This is a genomic window from Peribacillus simplex NBRC 15720 = DSM 1321, from assembly GCF_002243645.1.
In the GTDB taxonomy this organism is placed as follows: Bacteria; Bacillota; Bacilli; order Bacillales; family DSM-1321; genus Peribacillus; species Peribacillus simplex.
Window position 1 is genome coordinate 908255 of sequence record NZ_CP017704.1, and the last position, 18305, is coordinate 926559.

The following is an 18305-nucleotide window of genomic DNA, read 5'->3' on the forward strand; positions in this document are numbered from 1 at the left end:
AGCTAGAAAGGGAGAAATCATTACTTCTTTTTTTCTAAAACCGGTTATGATTACCATGAAAAATGCAAAAAAAGGACCACCTCCAACGTTTGCATGCAACATACTAACTCAAGGAGTAATCATTATCGGAGAAACCTTATTATAACAGTTTTCTCCTTTAAGCACACCTATATGTTAGAACCAAGACATGACCCAGTATGGATTCGGCCCTCTTTATTTAATCAATTCTTCAATGGAAATTATACTTCCAAAATTTCTTTTTCTTTATCTTTTGTAATTTCATCGATTTTCGTGATATTTCCATCTGTCATCTTTTGGATGTCATCAGCATAACCACGTAAATCATCTTCAGTGATTTCACCACTTTTTTCAAGCTTTTTCAAATCATCATTAGCATCGCGACGCACATTACGGACAGCTATTTTCGCTTCTTCCGCTTCTTTTTTCACAACTTTCACAAGCTCTTTTCTGCGCTCTTCAGTTAACGCCGGGATGGCTATCCTGATGATCGATCCATCATTAGAAGGATTTAAGCCTAAGTCTGATTTCAAAATCGCCTTTTCGATTTCACCCAATACCGTTTTATCATATGGTTGAATTACTAATAGTCTAGCTTCCGGGACAGAAATACCAGCCACCTGATTAACTGGTGTCGGCGAACCATAATAATCAATCGAGATTCTATCTAGCAATGAGGCGTTTGCCCTTCCGGCACGGATGCTTGCTAATTCACGTGTGTACGCTCCAATGGCTTTTTCCATTTTCGTTTTCGCATTCGAAATAACTTGTTTCGGCATCTTTTATTTCCCCCTTACAATAGTTCCAAGCGTTTCGCCTAAAACGGCCCGTTTAATATTACCTTTTTCCATGATCGAGAAGACGATCAATGGAATATCATTGTCCATGCATAGTGAGGACGCAGTTGAATCCATTACTTCTAACCCTTCTTTAATCACATCAAGATAGGAAAGTTCATCATACTTCACTGCATTTTTGTCCTTAACCGGATCTGCATTGTAAACGCCATCCACATTATTCTTCGCCATCAAGATGACATCAGCTTCAATTTCAGCAGCACGCAGGGCGGCAGTGGTATCCGTTGAGAAGTATGGATTACCTGTACCAGCTGCAAAAATCACCACTCTCTTTTTCTCTAGATGCCTGATTGCACGGCGTCTAATGTATGGTTCTGCGACTTGTCTCATTTCAATGGAAGTTTGCACGCGCGTTTCAATTCCAAGCTGATCAAGGCTGTCTTGTAATGCCAATGAGTTCATGACTGTAGCCAGCATACCCATATAATCGGCATTAGCACGATCCATGCCCATTTCACTGCCTATTTTCCCGCGCCAAATGTTTCCGCCGCCGACAACAACAGCCACTTCAACATCAAGCTCAGCCACTTCCTTGACTTGTTCAGCAATAGATTTAATTACTGCAGGGTTAATTCCAAATCCTTCTTCACCGGCTAATGCTTCGCCACTTAGTTTTAGAACGACACGTTTATATTTAGCGTTACTCATGAGAACCTCCAACTATGTAATCTTTTCATTCGTTCATCATGCTTTCTTGCAATACTACCAAAAATTCATGATATTTCAAAAAATAGGGAACACAAGAGTGTTCCCCATTATTAATTATCTGACAATTAGTCTTTTTTAACTTGGTTCATTACTTCTTCAGCAAAGTTTTCTTGACGTTTTTCAAGACCTTCCCCTACTTCATAACGAACGAATGATTGGATTTTTCCGCCTTTTGATTCAACGAATTGTCCCACTTTTTGATCAGGGTTCTTAACGAAAGCTTGTTCGTTAACACAGATTTCTTCGTAGAATTTATTGATACGTCCTTCAACCATTTTCGCAACGATTTTTTCAGGTTTTCCTTCATTAAGCGCTTGCTGCGTAAGAACTTCGCGTTCGCGTTCTAATTCACTAGCATCTACTTGATCGCGAGAGATATATTTAGGGTTAATTGCAGCGATATGCATTGAAACGCTTTTAGCTGCCTCTTCGTCAGTTGTACCTTCAAGAACTGATAGTACGCTGATACGTCCACCCATGTGAAGGTATGCACCAAATGCGTCGTTATCTGTTTTAGAAACGACTTGGAAACGACGAAGAGTTAATTTTTCCCCGATTTTAGCAACAGCAGCATTGATATGATCTGCTACTTTTGCTCCATTTTCCATTGTTTGCTCAAGAGCTGCTTCAACGCTTTCAGGTTTGTTAGCAAGAAGGAATGCAGCTAATTCTTTAACAAGATTTTGGAAGCCTTCGTTTTTAGCAACGAAATCAGTTTCTGAGTTCACTTCTAGAATAACCGCTTGGTTTCCTTCTACAACGATTGAAGTTAAACCTTCAGCAGCAATACGGTCGCCTTTATTAGCAGCTTTTGCAATTCCTTTTTCACGTAGGAAATCGATTGCCTTTTCCATATCGCCTTCTGTTTGTACAAGTGCCTTTTTACAGTCCATCATACCGGCACCAGTTTTTTCACGCAATTCTTTAACTAATTGTGCAGTGATTGCCATAATATATATCCTCCTCAAATTAAATGCAGTTTATTCAATCTTTACCCATTATTGCCAAAAAATACTTGTTATCATCAAAGAAAATAACGACCCTTGGCAATATTTCAGAAAAAACATCCACTTTTTCAGTCAATTTGACGGAACTAAACTAGCTGATGATTTTCATCCCTTAAAAATCGACCATACCTTTTTAAAAAGACATTACGTACAGTGATTTTATGTATGTTTATTTAGTGCAAAAAAAAGGGATAAAAGGCATTATCCTCTTATCACCTTTTTCTTACTGAATAAGCAACCTTTTTTACTTATTAAGCAGTAGTTGTTTCAGTTGCTGTTTCTTCGCCTTGTTTAGCTTCTAAGATAGCATCTGCCATTTTACCTGTTAATAATTTAACAGCACGGATTGCATCGTCATTCGCAGGAATAACTACATCGATTTCATCCGGGTCACAGTTTGTATCAACGATACCAACAAGTGGAATGTGTAATTTGTGTGCTTCCGCAACAGCAATACGCTCTTTACGAGGGTCGATAACGAAGATCGCATCTGGAAGAGTCTTCATATCTTTAATACCGCCTAAGAATTTCTCTAAGCGATCCCATTCTTTTTTAAGTTGGATAACTTCTTTTTTAGGAAGTACTTCGAAAGTTCCGTTTTCTTCCATTTTTTCGATATCTTTAAGACGAGTGATACGTTTTTGGATTGTTTCAAAGTTTGTTAAAGTTCCACCTAACCAACGTTGGTTTACATAGTACATACCAGAACGGATAGCTTCTTCTTTAACAGATTCTTGAGCTTGTTTTTTAGTTCCAACGAAAAGAACAGTACCACCGTTAGCAGCTAGTTCTTTCACGAAGTTATAAGCTTCTTCAACCTTTTTAACTGTTTTTTGAAGGTCGATGATGTAGATGCCGTTACGCTCAGTGAAGATATATTTCTTCATTTTCGGGTTCCAGCGACGTGTTTGGTGTCCGAAATGCACACCAGCTTCAAGCAATTGTTTCATAGAAATGACTGACATTTTAGTTCCTCCTAAATGGTTTTGTTTTTCCTCCGCACCGATCATTTTCATACAGAAACTGTCGTAACAGCACCATCTGCAAGAATCACGGGGCGTGTGTATTAACACCATTTCATAATATATCATAATGGCTCTGCACAATCAAGAGATATCTTTATCTATTCTTGCGAAACTTTAGTAATAGCTCTATCTCCGTTTGACCGGAACCTAACTTTTTGGCGATTTCCTCTACTGAATGTCCTTGATCCGCTAATATATCCACTTTTTCATTTAATGACCGTTCATTTAACGAAGCCTGCAGCATGTCCGAAAATTCCATGTCAGCCGGCTTCCTCTCGTTTTGAGGGGAAGTGGCAGCCGATGAAAGCTCCAATTTGTCCTCGACTTTTACGGGTAATGCATTGGCCTCATTTTCTTCAGGCATTATTTTATAGGCGTTAATCGCCTGCTTTTTAGCGGCGGAATGGCTTCCCTCTTTATACTCTAGCAGCATGTTTTGTTCATGTTTTTCTTCTTTATCTTCCTTTGTTTCTTTGATTGAGCCATGTTCTTGTCCTTTTTGTCCATGCTCGGGATTCATTGCCACCGAATTGGTGAATGCCTTTACCAATGTCTCGTTGTCCTCTTTCATCTCCATTAAATAACCAGACAAAAGTTGTTCCATTTCTCCAATGATGGCTTTTTGGTCTTTTTCCAACTTACTTAAACGATTTTGACGAAGATATAAAACGATGATGGCAAAAATGGTGAATATGTTTAATACAAACAACAGAAATATAAAAAATGCTGACATGTTGCCTCCTAATTAACCGGAATAGTCAATCCTGTTACCTTTATACGGATTGGGATTTTTTTCACTGTTGTTTTATTCTTGATTACTTTCTCTACGCTTTTCTTGACAAAGTACAGTTCGAACATCCTGTGATTTCAAAACATATATTGAGGCGGGTACCCGTAAGAATTCTTTCAAGTTGACATATAGTGGCTTTCTTCGTTCAATCTTTATGCTTCCCAGACTCCATAGCCCTCCTCTTCAATCAAAATATCATGATTAAATCTTTTGATCTTGCATCGTGTTTCTTAATTTATATATCGCTTTCGAGTGAATTTGGGATATACGGGACGTAGATAGGCTCATCACTTGTCCGATTTCGGTTAATGTTAGTTCTTCTTTATAAAAAAGCTGTAAAACCAACTGTTCTTTTTCATTAAGGGTTTCTATGACTTTGGCTAATTCCACATACAGTTCTTCCCTTAACACATATTCCTCAGGTAAATCCGCCTTTTCATCTTTAATATGAAAATTCGCGCTTTCTTTATCGTCCTCTTGGGGATTTTCATCCATTGATAGTACATTGGCAAAGAAATTCTCATTTAATGCAGCATATACTTCATCTTCCGGGATATTCAATTCAGCGGCAATCTCATTTGGCAAAAGGTTCCTCATGTATTGCTGCTCCAGCTTTTCTATTGCAGATTCAATTTTCTTGGCTTTATCTCTTGCACTCCGTGGAAGCCAATCCTCTTTTCTTAATCCATCTAAAATAGCACCACGAACTCTAAATGAAGCATATGTGTCAAACTTCAGGTCACGCTTCGTATCAAAACGTTCCAGGGCATCGAATAACCCCATCATCCCTAAACTCCTTATATCATCCCGGCTCACATTTTTAGGAAGACTTACTGAAATACGTTGAACATGATATGATACGAGTGGTATGTATTTCTTTACCAAAATGTCCCCGGCTAGCGGATCTCTGCAGTCCACCCAATTTTTCCAACATAACTGCTCTTCTTCGATGGTCAGATGAGACATTGGACCTCCTCCTAACATTGTTATACGATTTGTAATCAAAACGGCCCCTAAAGCCATAAATGTAATAATATTACGGTTGCAAGTGTATCTGTCATATTTTTGGCTTTTCAAAAGCCAAATCCGATCCTATATGTTTTTAGTCCCTTTTGTAACGGTCCGTATATTTAGCAAACAATTATTTAAATTGAATTCAATTGTTCTTCCGCTATTCCCGCCAACATCTTCGGCAACGACTCTAATGCGCAAGTCAGATAACTCTTTCCGGACAGCTTCCACATTCCGGGGTCCTATTCTCATTAAATCCCCTCCGGAGGCAAATTGAAACATTTGCGCTCCGCCAGCCAACTTCGCTTTTAGGAATTGCATTCTTGCGCCTTCTTTTACTAAAATCTGCACTAATTCCTTTATCGCCGTATCTGCAAATTTGGCAACGTTTATCTGTCCCGATTTAGCGAGTGAAGAGTCAGGCAGCATGATATGTGCCAAACCTGCAATTTCTTTTTTTTTATCATAAATCACAACACCAACACACGACCCCAACCCGGTAGTACGAATCGTATAAGAAGGTTTTATTATATTCATATCCGCTATTCCAACCTTAACAACCTGTACCTTTAACAATTCAGTCACACTCCTAAAGCGGAAAAAATGATATCAAAAAATTCGGGATCAGGTAATAGAAAGAAATGACCATTAATGGAGTCAGCAAAAAGCTGGTCTTTTTCAAGTACAATATCAATGACTATGGCTGCGTCACTTACTTGAGATAATTCCAATAATCCATAACTGATCGTTGCCCCTACCATATCGATGCTCAAGGATGGAACGGATGGATAGATATTCAATCGGGTGAAATCAGAAAGGGAAGAGAGATAGGATCCCGATAAAATATTCCCTAATTCCTGAAGGCAAGAGAGTGCCAATTCAGTATAGGGTACGGAATTTATCAAAAAGGACTCATCACCAATCATCTTACGAATCAAGTATTCAGCTACAGGTAGCGAAAGGATAAAAAACATACTCCCTGAAGCATCACCTTCAATTCTAAGGAAAACGCTGGCAACGACGTGATCGGCCCCGCCAGCCATTTCCATCATTTCATCAAAGGAAACGATTCGGACATTAGGAACATTCATATCAATTTTCCTATTAAGGATGGTAGAAAGCGCAGTTGCTGCGTTCCCTGCACCTATATTACCGATTTCCTTCAAAATATCGAGTTGAAGAGGGTTGATTTTCTCGATGAACGACATATGATTATCCTTCTCTTAACATATTTTCAGTCATTTCTAGACTTAAAGCCTTCTCCAAATTAATTAGGACGAGCAGTCGCTTTTCAATTTTAGCCACTCCGCTAATGTATTCTGAAGCCAAATGTCCCACAACTTCAGGCTGAGGTTCGATACTTTCCACTGGAATATCCAAAACATCATTGGCAGAGTCCACTATTAACCCAACTTCCATATCATCCAAAATGACGATGATAATCCTTGTTGATTCATCGTATTCCACCTCTTCGAAACCAAAACGAACCCGTAAATCAATAATTGGAGTGATTACACCCCTTAAATTTATGACTCCCTTAACAAATTTTACAGCCTTTGGAACTCTGGTAATATGCAGAAGCTTTTCGATACCACTGACCTTATCCACTGGAATTGCATATTCTTTATCCTTAATTTGAAATACGATTACTTTCATATCCTCCGACATCTATTCCCCTCCATTAAAAAACTCATGATGATTGTGAAGTCTTGACGAATTCTGAATCGACACGTTCGAACCAACGTCCCATTACCCTACCCCATTTATCTATCATTCAATGAATCAATGTGTTGCAATCTATGATTAAAGCAACTTGACCATCACCAAGTATCGTTGCCCCCGATACTGCAAATGCACTAGTTAAATAATTACCTAGTGATTTCAGAACGATTTCCAGCTGCCCGATAAATGAATCAACGACTAATCCTGCTAATTTATCGCCTTTTCTTACAATGACTACAGAGAGGGACTCTTCTTCTTCCTGACTGATAGGCACTTCAAATATATCTTTCAAGAACAGAAGCGGTAGAACCCTCCCCCTGAAGTCAATAACTTGTTGATTATGGGCATTCATGATATCTGCTTTTTTTATGATTGCTGTTTCTATAATGGAGGAAAGCGGTATGGCATATTTTTCGTTTTGGATTGCAACCAGCATGACAGAAATAATGGACAATGTAAGCGGAAGCTGAATAAGGAAGATGGATCCTTCATTCTCTTTGGAATCGATCGTGACAGATCCACCGAGGGACTCAATAGTATTTTTAACCACATCCAGCCCTACACCGCGTCCTGATACATCTGAAATGGTTTCCGCTGTTGAGAAACCAGAAGCGAATATCAGTTCATAGATTTGCTTATCCGTTAGGGTGGCGGCAGTTTCCTTAGTTAATATCCCATTGGATAGCGCCTTGTTCAAGACTCGATCTTTATTAATGCCTGCACCGTCATCCTCGATTTCAATGAAAACATGATTGCCGCTGTGATATGCTTTTAACAGGATTTTACCTTCTTCATTCTTTCCTTTCTCCAGACGTACTTCAGGTGTTTCAATTCCATGATCCATGGCGTTTCTTAATAAATGGACGAGAGGATCACCGATTTCATCAATGACTGTACGATCAAGTTCCGTTTCGGCACCGTTGATTTCCAAATTGACTTTCTTGTTTAAATCCCTTGCCAATTGACGAACCATTTTAGGAAAACGATTGAATACAGTTTCCACGGGCACCATCCGCATATTCAATACGATTGTTTGTAAATCACTTGTTATACGGGACATTCTTTCTACTGTTTCATGCAATTCTTGATTATCCAAATCACTAGAAATTTGGTCAAGTCTGCCTCTATCGATTACTAGTTCCTCGAATAAGTTCATTAATATATCAAGCCGCTCAATGTTCACCCGAATGGTCTTGCTTGATGGCGTCTTAACGGGTGCCTGTTTTTTCCTATCATCATTATCAGTTGGAATCAAGGCATTATTTGTCTCTTGTTCCGGAATTTCAGCAACTTTATCCTCTTTAGAATTGGGTGCATGCCGCAAGCCTTCAAGATCAAGGGCATTTACAACAACTTGATCCACTTCTGAAACCTTCATGATTTTTTTCGTTATCTCTTCAACCGATTCTGTTGTTACCATCGTGACCGTAAATTGCTGATCGAATTGCTCTTCTTCCAAAAGTTCGACGGGTGGGTGTGACTTGATTACTTCACCTGACTTTTCAAGCACCTCGAAAACCATAAACACCCGGGCAGCTTTTAAAAGACAGTCTTCACGCAACCCTATCGAAATTTCGTAGCTGTTGAAGCCTTGATCTTTGGACTGCTGAAGTACTGTCCACTCAAATTCATCGTACTCTCCCGCAGTCATTTCCTCCTTTTCAAGGACGGCAGAAGCTGCTGCAATCTCTGCAATGGTGGAAGAAATGGGCGACTCCCCTTTTTCAATCATTTCCAGCTGATGGACAACTCCCTTCACATTTCTTTTTCCATCTCCACCTTCAGCAATGGACATGACCATCGCCTCTAAATCATCAACCGCTAAAAATATCACGTCAAACAATTCAGGCGAAAGGGCGATTTGACTGTTTCGGATCTCATCCAACACATTCTCCATTTTATGAGTTAAATTGGCTAGATCCTCATACCCCATAGTTGCCGACATCCCTTTTAAGGTATGGGCGGAACGAAAGATTTCGTTTACGATCGAGAGGTCTTCCGGGTTCTTTTCGAGTACCAGCAACTGTTCGCTGCACGTTTGAAGATGTTCTTTACTTTCTTCAATAAATACCTCTAAATACTGATTCATATCCATACAATCTCACACCTCCACGTGATAACAATAGCTTATTATCGCTTTAGCTATTTTTTCTACATCCTCTATGCTATCTATTAACTTGGTATTGATTGCCGCCTTAGGCATACCAAAAACGATTGATGTCTCCTGTGATTCGGCTATCGCTTTTAATGGCCCATTTTGTTTAAGCTTGGTAAGCCCCATTGACCCGTCCATCCCCATCCCGGTCATGATGACGGCTATTTTTGCAGAATCATTCATTTCACTTACCGATTCAAATAGCACATCAACCGACGGGCGATGTCCATTACGCAATTCGGATTGATCCAAAAGGATTGCCCAACTCATTCCGACTTTCCTCACTTTCAAGTGAAAACCTCCAGGTGCGATGTAGGCGACACCTTTTTGAATCAGTTCTCCCTCTTCAGCTTCCTTCACTTTAATCTTGCATAATGAATTCAGGCGTGTTGCCAAGGATTTTGTGAAACTGGGGGGCATATGCTGAACAATGAGTATGGGAGCATCAATTTCTTCCGGGAGTCCTGTCAAGACGGTCTGCAGAGCACTCGGGCCTCCTGTTGATGTACCGACGACTATTATTTTTTTGTGCCCATAGGACCATTTTTCTTTATTTTTTTCGTTTTTTAACGATTATATTGAATCTATTTCACTATATTCTTTCCAAACGGATGCACTTCTTTCAATATTTATCGCATTTTTTTCTAGTTTGTGAACATTTGCCCTGCTGGCAGCCATAACTTTTTCATGGAGTTCTTTCTTTATTTTATGTAAATCCAATGAAATGGCACCCGAAGGTTTAGCCACAAAGTCAAAGGCTCCACTGTTCATGGCGGCAAATGTATTTTCCGTTCCTTTTTTCGATGTGCTTGATAACATGACTACAGCGGTTGGACATTCATTCATGATCCGGTTTAATGCTTCCAATCCGTCCATAATCGGCATTTCCACATCCAAAGTCACGACATCGGGTTTTAAAGCCTTTATTTTGTCTATGGCATCTCTTCCATTTCTGGCAGTCCGGATGACTTCTACCCTGCTATCTTCTCTAAAAACTCTGAAATCAACTTTCTCATAAACGCAGAATCGTCCACTATCAGCACTTTTACTTTACCCATATTAGGAGACCTACTTTCCCAAAAAATATCTCTTCATATTTTGGAGGAAATGGCTTTTTTGCAAAGTCAATTCTTCACCAAATGAATGATTTGCATATCTCGAAGCAATGTCCATAATGGCTTTGGATATATCGGCTTCAGAATCGAAAAGGAGAAAGGGCATTTGTTTTGTAACAGATTTGGGTACGCTTCTATCATCTGGCAAGTACCCTAGGGCTACAGCTTCCATACCCAAAAATTTCACTAGTGCATTTTGGAGCCGCTTAATCGTTTCTTTGCCGTCCTTACTCGTGAAAACACGATTGCAAACTAGGAACAATGGAATCTCTTTATTTACTGAATGAATATATTTCATTGCGGAATATACATCCATGATAGAAGTAGGTTCAGGCGTCGTGATAACGACTAATTCATCCACACATAACATGAATTTCATGGAATCCTGAGTGATGCCTGCACCCATATCAAATAAGATATAATCGTAATTCTCCAACAACAAACTGAATTCTTCATTAAAACGGGAATACTTATCTTCATCAAGTGAAAAGAGATTCGTCACCTCTGTTCCACCTGTAATGATTGAAATATTTCCCGGTCCTGCCATGATGATATCCTTCAAACTACAATCTTTTTCAAAAAAATCAATAATACTGCAGGGCGAGTGCTCCCCGATCAAAATATCAATATTCCCCATACCGATATCCATGTCGAACAACAGTACTTTTTTGCCTCTTTGGGATAAGGCAATGGAAAAATTCAAAGAAAAGTTTGATTTTCCCACTCCACCTTTACCGCTTAAAACGGCAATCGTTTTGGCCATTGATTGATTTTGGAGGGCTTCCAATCTACTTCGTAAATTCTCAGCTTGATCTTTCATATTTTTTAGCCCAAAAAACCGTTTCCAATAGCTTTGATGATGTAGCTATTTCAATATCGTCCGGTACATTCTGTCCATCTGTTATATAGGCGGCTCCTAATTTATGAGTGTGTATAAAATTGAATATCGGCCCGAAAGTGGAAGTTTCGTCCGCTTTTGTAAAAATGACCTGTTTAATCGGTATGGTAGCAAACTGTCGATAAATATCTTCCATATCCTTTTGTTTAGAAGTCAATGACAACACTAAATAGGTTTCCATCTCATCTGTAAAATGAATGATTTCATTAAGATCCTTAACATATTGCGGGTTGCGGAAATTCCTTCCGGCCGTATCAATAAAAACAAAATCATAATGTGAGAAACGTTCAGCCGCCCTTTTGAAGTCTTCCAAATTATAAGCGACTTCAATTGGAACGTTTAAAATCTTGGCATATGTCTTAAGTTGATCTATTGCAGCAATCCTGTAAGTATCCGTCGTAATGAAAGCCACCTTTTTATCATGCTTTAACATGGTTTCCGCAGCTACTTTTGCCAGGGTCGTTGTCTTTCCCACACCTGTTGGGCCAACAATATTAATATACTTTTTTCGCAGCCCGGATTTTCCGTTTTCAACCTTTTCCAAAATAGCGAACATGGCTTCTTCCAACCAAACTTGAACCTCTTCATCAGTGGATTGTTGTTTAAAAACGAACCATTTTTCAAGTAGTTCATCCATGATTTGGGACCTAAGTGATATATCCACTTCCTGCTCGGTTAGGTATACGTGGATTTTCTGCAGTTTCCCCGGAAATTTTCTATCAGGTGAATAGATTTGCAAACTCTTTAGCATATCTTTCAAACCTTCGATTTCTTTTAATAAGTCAGCACTTTCCCTACTGCCGTCATTAGATTCAGGGGCATGACTTGCCATTTCCAGCTTTGATGGCAACTTCTTGGACTTTTGTTTGGTTACGGTTTGGATCGGGTGGGACACGGGGTCTATGGCTGCAATGACTTCAATATTCCTCTTTTTGAACAATCCTAAGAAACCACCAGTATATACTGCCTTTGAGCTTAAGATTACCGCATCACTGCCTAGTTCTTCCCTTATTCGCTTCATTGCCTCGTTCATTGATGGTGCCAAATATTTCTTTACCTTCAATCAAAAATCACCACCCCTACACTTTGTACTTCTACATTCGATTCAAGTTCATTGTATGAAAGAATCGGTACATTAGGAAAATAACGTTCAGTTAATTGCCGGGCATACATCCTTACTGCTGGAGAGCAGAGTAAGATCGGTTGGTGATCCATTAGGGTCAGCTCTCCCAATTTGGCTGCAATAGCCTCCAATATGGATTGCGATATAGTTGGATCCAATGATAAAAAATTACCATGTTCGGTTTGCTGTACACCATCCGCGATGGTCTTTTCCACTTTTCCCGATAATGTTATGACTTTAATTCTATTTTCATCCGAAATAAAAGAATTCGTTATTTGTCTGGCTAAATTCTGCCTTACATATTCAGTTAGCAAATCTGTGTCAGTCGATAACTTGCCATAATCAGCAAGTGTTTCGAAAATAATCGGTAAGTTCCTTATTGAAACTTTTTCCTTTAATAATTTTGCCAATACCTTTTGTACATCTCCTATAGACAAGGGATTCGGAGTGACTTCCCCTACTAGTATAGGTGCCGATTCGTTGAGATGATCAATCAATTGTTTCGTTTCCTGCCTGCCCAATAATTCCTGCGCATTGGCCTTTATGACTTCCGTCAAGTGAGTGGATACAACACTTGGCGGGTCTACAACTGTATAACCCAACATCTCGGCTTGTTCTTTCATATCATCCGTGATCCACTTGGCCGGTAAACCGAAAGATGGTTCTATCGTATCAATTCCTTCTATTGAATCATCCTCCATCCCTGGACTCATGGCCAAGAAATGATTAAGGAGCAATTCCCCCTTTGCCATGACACTTCCTTTAATCTTCAGACGATACTCATTGGGATTCAACTGAATGTTATCACGTATTCTGACGACAGGGATCACGAGCCCCAATTCAATTGCAAGCTGCCTGCGGATCATGACGACCCGGTCCAGCAGGTCTCCCCCTTGATTGGCATCCGCAAGCGGAATCAATCCATACCCAAACTCAAATTCGATCGGGTCGACACTTAAAAGGTTAACGACGCTTTCTGGACTTTTCATTTCATCGGTTTCTAGCACTTCTTCCATTTCTTGTAATTCACGTTCGTCCTGCTTTGGTATCCTTGAAATTGTATACCCTCCAACAACTAATAAAGCAGCAATCGGAATGGTGAATAAGTCGGAAATGGGTGTGAATAACCCTAAAAGAAAAATGGTTGCTGCTGTTAGGTAAAGCATTTTGGGAAATTGAAATAACTGTTCAACAATGTCCGCTCCGAGGTTTCCATTCGAGGCTGCCCGGGTTACGACTATTCCCGTAGCTGTAGAAATCAATAAAGCAGGAACCTGACTCACGATACCGTCACCAACCGATAACATGGAAAAATGGACGGCTGATTCTCCAAAGCTCATGTCTAATTGCATGACGCCAATGATCATACCGAAAATCAAGTTAATGATGACAATGATGATGCCCGCTATGGCGTCCCCTTTAACAAACTTACTCGCTCCATCCATGGATCCATAAAAGTCTGCTTCGTTACTAATTTTTTCCCTTCTGGCACGTGCTTCGTTTTCGGAGATCATCCCAGCATTTAAATCTGCATCTATGGCCATTTGTTTCCCTGGCATCGCATCCAGCGTAAACCTTGCCGCTACCTCCGAGACCCGTTCGGAACCTTTCGTGATGACGATGAAATTGATGATGACCAAAATGATGAATACAACTAATCCTACAAGCACGTTACCGCCGACTACAAACGACCCAAAGGTTTCTACTACTCCTCCAGCATCACCATAGGTCAAAATGGCACGAGTCGTCGAAACATTCAACCCCAGCCTGAACAATGTCAGTAAAAGGAGCAAGGAAGGAAAGATTGAAAATTCGAGAGGTTCTTTCATATTCATCGTAGTCAATAGAACCAGCAACGCAAGAGAGATATTTAAAAGGAGTAAAATACTTAACAACCATGTTGGCAATGGAATGACCAACATGGCAACGATCATGATGACGCTCGATATAACAACTAAATCCCTTGCTCGCATGTTTTTTCTCTCCTAACTAGCGGGTTACCCTATTACTTCTTTACAGTCTACCTTTGGTTTTATATACAAAGGCCAGTATTTCAGCGACCGCCTTAAAGAACTCTTCAGGTATCGCCTGGCCTAATTCAGCTTGATCATATAAAGATCTGGCCAAGGGCCGATTTTCCACCATGATCACATCGTTTTCTTTAGCAATGAATTTAATTTTCTGAGCAACAAAATCAACACCCTTTGCCACTACATACGGAGCCTTAGCTTTTTCTTCATCATATTTTAAAGCAATAGCAAAATGCGTCGGGTTAGTGATAACGACATCCGCATTGGGAATTTCCTGCATCATTCTTTGAGCGGCCATCTGCCTTTGCTTTTGCTTTATCTTGGATTTGATGAGCGGGTCCCCTTCGGAATTTTTATACTCATCCTTAATATCCTGTTTGGACATCCGGATGTTTTTTTCAAAGTCATATTTTTGGTACAAATAGTCTAATAGAGCAATGAACAATAAAGCCACGGCAGCATAAAATCCTACTTTAATCGTAATATCCGCCAATGTTGCCATCGCTTCTTCCACAGAAATCTGTGATAAAATCATAATCTCGTCCATGCGCTGCCATAGTACATATAAGGCAACAAAACCAACAAATGATATTTTAAGAATGGATTTCAATAATTCAACAATGGCCCTTATTGAAAAAATACGTTTGAATCCTTTAATGGGATCCAATTTATCAAGTTTGAACTGAATGGATTCAGTCGAAAACAAAAAACCGATTTGCATGACATTGGCCAATATCCCAGCCACTATCGTTGCTGCTAAAACGGGTCCTAGGATAAGACCCATCTCCTTTAAAACCTCAATCATGATAATTTGCATATACTCCTCGCTGAATCCAGTCAAGGTAAAATGTTGCAGGTATTCTTTCATGAGACCGAGCAAATGATTATACATGTACGGTCCCATAAGCAATAGCACTGAAAACACTGCAATTAAATTCACAGAGGTATTAACATCCTGACTCTTTGCCACCAGACCTTTTTTCTTCGAATCCTGACGTTTTTTTGGAGTCGCCTTTTCGGTCTTCTCACCAGCGAAAAACTGTAAATCCAGCTGATAACTCTCCATATCAAACGCCTCCAATCAACTGCATTAGTTGACGCATAGTCAATAGCAAGAAATTGAAGAGTTGGGTTACGACCGTCATCATCATCCCCATTACCAGTATGATAACTGCTAAGCCGGCAATGATTTTCACTGGAATCCCGACAACGAACACATTTAATTGAGGGACTGTCCTGGCAAGGATCCCTAGCGTGACATCCACTAAAAAAATACTTCCCACTACAGGTATGGACATTTGAAAAGCAATCATGAAAGCTTTGCTGAAAGCTCTGGCCAAATATTCTATCAGTGTATGATCTCCGAATGGTACAAATAATTGGTCTATCGGGATGAACTGATAACTATAAAAAATCCCATCCAAAAGCAAATGATGTCCGTTAGTACTCAATAGGAATAATAAAGCAATTGTATAAAGGTATTGTCCCATCAACGGGCTTTGTGCCCCCGTTTGGGGATCGATGACATTCGCAATTGAAAAACCCATTTGAAAATCAATCAATCCGCCAGCGATTTGAACGGCCGATAAAATCATATAAGATGCAAAACCGATGAAAAGCCCAACCAGCGCTTCCTTCATGATCAATAAATAAAATGTGACATCCAATTCCAGAACCGGAGCATCGATGGTGTAGTACATGATCCAGGCAAGGAAGATCCCAAGCCCTACCCGATGTTGTACCGGTATTGAACGGTACGAAAAAATCGGCATGGCCACGAAAAACGTAGTTACCCGGACCACAATTAATAAAAAGGCGGGAAAGTGCGGAAATAATTCCTCCATGCCCTACCCTACAAATCGATTCAGATTACCGAATATTTCATTTGCATATGATAATAGGTGGCTCAGCATCCATGGAGCCAATAAAATGAGTCCCAATAAGACTGCGACGATTTTCGGAACAAATGCCAAGGTTTGTTCCTGAATCTGTGTAGTCGCCTGAAAGATGCTTACTAATAGTCCTATAATAAGAGCGATTACCATCAATGGGCCAGCGATAATCAATACCATATAAATTCCTTTTTCTGCAATATCAATAACAAACTCTGCACTCATTTTTTCTCACCTGCTTAAAAACTCTGTAATAAAGACTTCACTACTAAATACCATCCGTCAACAAGAATGAAAAGGAGGATTTTAAATGGCAGGGAAATCATGACTGGCGGCAACATCATCATTCCCATTGACATCAGGACACTTGCAACGACCATATCAATAACCAAAAATGGAATGAAAATCATAAAACCTATTTGAAAAGCTGTTTTGATTTCACTGATGGCAAAGGCTGGTACAAAGGCAGTCAAGGGAATGTCCTGTATCGTTTCCGGCTTATCCACCTTGGCATACTCCAAGAATAAGGCCAGATCCTTTTGCCTTGTATGGGCACTCATGAATTCCTTAAATGGTATCGAGGCCTGTACATATGCCTCTTCTAAATCTATCTCTTCATTAAATAACGGGGTTAATGCCTTTTCATTCACTTCCTGAAAAGTCGGTGCCATTATGAAGAATGTCATGAAAAGTGCCAGGCCGACCAACACCTGATTCGGCGGCATCTGCTGGGTAGCTAGCGACGTTCTCACAAAGCTCAGGACAATGATAATTCTTGTAAAACAGGTCATCAAGATCAATATGCTTGGAGCCAGCGATAAGACAGTCATTAGAAGAACAAGTTTGACAGAAGTAGAGACATTAGTAGGATCACTGTTATTAAAAAACTCCATGAACTCATTCATTCCTTGTCTCTTCCTTTCCTACCAAGCTCCTTTAACAGCTTTTTCCTGCTATCAGACATTTGATCAAGTTGATTTTTGAACTCTGCAGAGAAACTAGCGGTTTCGGATCCGCTTTTCTTCAACCACTTATTTTTCAACTTCATTGCAAGTCCCCCAGGCTGGATCATTTGATCGATCTTATCGTTGTGATCTTTCAAAAGCTGTTCATATTCCTTGGGATCATCTATTTCTTTCAAGAGCTGAATATTTTCGCCAACCCCGATCACCAATATTCGCCCGCCGACTTTAACAAGCTGCACAGAACGATTTGCACCAAGGCTCGTACCGCCTAAATTCTCCACTGAATTTGCCTTTTGATACGATTTACTTTTTTTATTGATGAATTTTAATAGGATATATAGAAGGGCCACTACAAAAATAGTAGCAAATATCATCCTCAGAAACTCCCAAACAGTTATCCCCACTTTGTCAGGATTCGAAGCCTGTTTGGTAGATTTCGAGTCTTTTGATTCATCATTATCCACCTTTAAATCATCTGGCTGTTTATAAACATCCTTCACTGTTTTTTCAAGATCTTCCGCATGGACCTGTATGGCCCCAGAGAAGAATACTGCTATCATCAGTGAGACCTGAAGCCATTTTTTAATTAAAAACAATATGAAGACACCCTCTTAACTTAATGCTTTATTTATGGCTTCCAATACCCTGTCTGCCTGGAATGGCTTCACGATAAAGTCTTTTGCACCAGCCTGGATCGCATCAATGACCATGGCTTGCTGCCCCATCGCTGAACACATAATGACCTTAGCTTGAGGATTCACCTTTTTTATTTCTTTTAAAGCTGTAATTCCATCCATTTCAGGCATGGTAATATCCATCGTTACAAGATCCGGATGCGTTTCTTTATATTTTTCCACCGCTTGCGCGCCATCTGCTGCTTCGCCGACAATTTCAAAACCGTTTTTAGAAAGGATATCCTTTATCATCATTCTCATAAATGCTGCATCGTCCACAATTAAAATTCTATTCGCCATTATATTCGTCCCCCA

General features: G+C 39.8%; 19 protein-coding genes and 1 pseudogene. All 20 read right to left on the bottom strand.

Going from position 1 to position 18305, the window contains the following annotated elements; translation table 11 throughout:
• Positions 1–239: 239 nt before the first annotated feature.
• The 20 genes and pseudogenes from frr to BS1321_RS04215 all read right to left on the bottom strand — a co-directional run bounded on the left by frr (position 240) and on the right by BS1321_RS04215 (position 18290).
• Complete coding sequence (gene frr / locus BS1321_RS04120; protein ID WP_034313637.1) at positions 240–797, bottom strand: ribosome recycling factor; 558 nt, start codon at positions 795–797, stop codon at positions 240–242.
• A gap of 3 nt (positions 798–800) precedes the next feature.
• Complete coding sequence (gene pyrH / locus BS1321_RS04125; protein WP_057913387.1) at positions 801–1523, bottom strand: UMP kinase; 723 nt, start codon at positions 1521–1523, stop codon at positions 801–803.
• A gap of 125 nt (positions 1524–1648) precedes the next feature.
• Entirely contained in the window at positions 1649–2533 is an 885-nt protein-coding gene (tsf, locus tag BS1321_RS04130) for a translation elongation factor Ts (protein WP_063231842.1), read from the bottom strand.
• 308 nt (positions 2534–2841) lie between these two features.
• Complete coding sequence (gene rpsB, locus BS1321_RS04135; protein ID WP_053345349.1) at positions 2842–3555, bottom strand: 30S ribosomal protein S2; 714 nt, start codon at positions 3553–3555, stop codon at positions 2842–2844.
• Between the two features lie 154 nt (positions 3556–3709).
• Positions 3710–4348 carry a hypothetical protein gene (locus tag BS1321_RS04140; protein WP_063231843.1) on the bottom strand — a complete coding sequence of 213 codons (639 nt, stop codon included), beginning with the start codon at positions 4346–4348 and terminating at the stop codon, positions 3710–3712.
• 258 nt (positions 4349–4606) lie between these two features.
• Positions 4607–5371, bottom strand: coding sequence for a FliA/WhiG family RNA polymerase sigma factor (locus tag BS1321_RS04145; protein ID WP_063231844.1), 765 nt, complete (start codon positions 5369–5371; stop codon positions 4607–4609).
• Positions 5372–5497: 126 nt separating this feature from the next.
• On the bottom strand, positions 5498–5953 hold the full coding sequence (locus tag BS1321_RS04150) for a chemotaxis protein CheD (protein ID WP_063232126.1): 456 nt from the start codon (positions 5951–5953) through the stop codon (positions 5498–5500).
• Between the two features lie 44 nt (positions 5954–5997).
• A complete protein-coding gene (locus tag BS1321_RS04155; RefSeq protein WP_063231845.1) occupies positions 5998–6624 on the bottom strand; it encodes a chemotaxis protein CheC in 627 nt (208 codons plus the stop codon).
• 4 nt (positions 6625–6628) lie between these two features.
• Positions 6629–7084 carry a chemotaxis protein CheW gene (locus BS1321_RS04160; protein WP_063231846.1) on the bottom strand — a complete coding sequence of 152 codons (456 nt, stop codon included), beginning with the start codon at positions 7082–7084 and terminating at the stop codon, positions 6629–6631.
• A 106-nt stretch (positions 7085–7190) separates the two neighbouring features.
• Entirely contained in the window at positions 7191–9233 is a 2043-nt protein-coding gene (locus tag BS1321_RS04165) for a chemotaxis protein CheA (RefSeq protein WP_063231847.1), read from the bottom strand.
• A 6-nt stretch (positions 9234–9239) separates the two neighbouring features.
• Positions 9240–10351: pseudogene (locus BS1321_RS04170) on the bottom strand (protein-glutamate methylesterase/protein-glutamine glutaminase).
• A 10-nt stretch (positions 10352–10361) separates the two neighbouring features.
• Positions 10362–11228 (bottom strand): MinD/ParA family protein, encoded by an 867-nt coding sequence (locus BS1321_RS04175; RefSeq protein WP_063231848.1) that lies wholly within the window; start codon positions 11226–11228, stop codon positions 10362–10364.
• Complete coding sequence (flhF, locus tag BS1321_RS04180) at positions 11212–12369, bottom strand: flagellar biosynthesis GTPase FlhF (protein ID WP_063231849.1); 1158 nt, start codon at positions 12367–12369, stop codon at positions 11212–11214. Before flhF ends, BS1321_RS04175 begins: the two co-directional genes overlap by 17 nt.
• A complete protein-coding gene (flhA, locus tag BS1321_RS04185) occupies positions 12366–14402 on the bottom strand; it encodes a flagellar biosynthesis protein FlhA (RefSeq protein WP_063231850.1) in 2037 nt (678 codons plus the stop codon). The genes flhF and flhA overlap by 4 nt, the downstream gene beginning before the upstream one ends.
• Positions 14403–14442: 40 nt before the next feature.
• On the bottom strand, positions 14443–15525 hold the full coding sequence (gene flhB / locus BS1321_RS04190; RefSeq protein WP_063231851.1) for a flagellar biosynthesis protein FlhB: 1083 nt from the start codon (positions 15523–15525) through the stop codon (positions 14443–14445).
• A gap of 1 nt (position 15526) precedes the next feature.
• Positions 15527–16303, bottom strand: coding sequence for a flagellar biosynthetic protein FliR (gene fliR, locus BS1321_RS04195; RefSeq protein WP_063231852.1), 777 nt, complete (start codon positions 16301–16303; stop codon positions 15527–15529).
• A gap of 3 nt (positions 16304–16306) precedes the next feature.
• On the bottom strand, positions 16307–16576 hold the full coding sequence (gene fliQ, locus BS1321_RS04200) for a flagellar biosynthesis protein FliQ (RefSeq protein ID WP_063231853.1): 270 nt from the start codon (positions 16574–16576) through the stop codon (positions 16307–16309).
• A 14-nt stretch (positions 16577–16590) separates the two neighbouring features.
• Positions 16591–17256 (bottom strand): flagellar type III secretion system pore protein FliP, encoded by a 666-nt coding sequence (gene fliP, locus BS1321_RS04205; RefSeq protein WP_063231854.1) that lies wholly within the window; start codon positions 17254–17256, stop codon positions 16591–16593.
• Complete coding sequence (locus tag BS1321_RS04210; protein WP_063231855.1) at positions 17253–17912, bottom strand: flagellar biosynthetic protein FliO; 660 nt, start codon at positions 17910–17912, stop codon at positions 17253–17255. Before BS1321_RS04210 ends, fliP begins: the two co-directional genes overlap by 4 nt.
• Positions 17913–17927: 15 nt before the next feature.
• Positions 17928–18290 carry a chemotaxis protein CheY gene (locus tag BS1321_RS04215; RefSeq protein WP_063231856.1) on the bottom strand — a complete coding sequence of 121 codons (363 nt, stop codon included), beginning with the start codon at positions 18288–18290 and terminating at the stop codon, positions 17928–17930.
• Positions 18291–18305: the final 15 nt, after the last annotated feature.

Excerpts from the sequence above, each read along its gene's own strand:
- frr (WP_034313637.1), bottom strand. The coding sequence starts at position 797 with ATGCCGAAACAAGTTATTTCGAATGCGAAAACGAAAATGGAAAAAGCC.
- pyrH (WP_057913387.1), bottom strand. The coding sequence starts at position 1,523 with ATGAGTAACGCTAAATATAAACGTGTCGTTCTAAAACTAAGTGGCGAA.
- tsf (WP_063231842.1), bottom strand. The coding sequence starts at position 2,533 with ATGGCAATCACTGCACAATTAGTTAAAGAATTGCGTGAAAAAACTGGT.
- rpsB (WP_053345349.1), bottom strand. The coding sequence starts at position 3,555 with ATGTCAGTCATTTCTATGAAACAATTGCTTGAAGCTGGTGTGCATTTC.
- BS1321_RS04140 (WP_063231843.1), bottom strand. The coding sequence starts at position 4,348 with ATGTCAGCATTTTTTATATTTCTGTTGTTTGTATTAAACATATTCACC.
- BS1321_RS04145 (WP_063231844.1), bottom strand. The coding sequence starts at position 5,371 with ATGTCTCATCTGACCATCGAAGAAGAGCAGTTATGTTGGAAAAATTGG.
- BS1321_RS04150 (WP_063232126.1), bottom strand. The coding sequence starts at position 5,953 with ATGAATATAATAAAACCTTCTTATACGATTCGTACTACCGGGTTGGGG.
- BS1321_RS04155 (WP_063231845.1), bottom strand. The coding sequence starts at position 6,624 with ATGTCGTTCATCGAGAAAATCAACCCTCTTCAACTCGATATTTTGAAG.
- BS1321_RS04160 (WP_063231846.1), bottom strand. The coding sequence starts at position 7,084 with ATGTCGGAGGATATGAAAGTAATCGTATTTCAAATTAAGGATAAAGAA.
- BS1321_RS04165 (WP_063231847.1), bottom strand. The coding sequence starts at position 9,233 with ATGGATATGAATCAGTATTTAGAGGTATTTATTGAAGAAAGTAAAGAA.
- BS1321_RS04175 (WP_063231848.1), bottom strand. The coding sequence starts at position 11,228 with ATGAAAGATCAAGCTGAGAATTTACGAAGTAGATTGGAAGCCCTCCAA.
- flhA (WP_063231850.1), bottom strand. The coding sequence starts at position 14,402 with ATGCGAGCAAGGGATTTAGTTGTTATATCGAGCGTCATCATGATCGTT.
- flhB (WP_063231851.1), bottom strand. The coding sequence starts at position 15,525 with ATGGAGAGTTATCAGCTGGATTTACAGTTTTTCGCTGGTGAGAAGACC.
- fliR (WP_063231852.1), bottom strand. The coding sequence starts at position 16,303 with ATGGAGGAATTATTTCCGCACTTTCCCGCCTTTTTATTAATTGTGGTC.
- fliQ (WP_063231853.1), bottom strand. The coding sequence starts at position 16,576 with ATGAGTGCAGAGTTTGTTATTGATATTGCAGAAAAAGGAATTTATATG.
- fliP (WP_063231854.1), bottom strand. The coding sequence starts at position 17,256 with ATGAATGAGTTCATGGAGTTTTTTAATAACAGTGATCCTACTAATGTC.
- BS1321_RS04215 (WP_063231856.1), bottom strand. The coding sequence starts at position 18,290 with ATGGCGAATAGAATTTTAATTGTGGACGATGCAGCATTTATGAGAATG.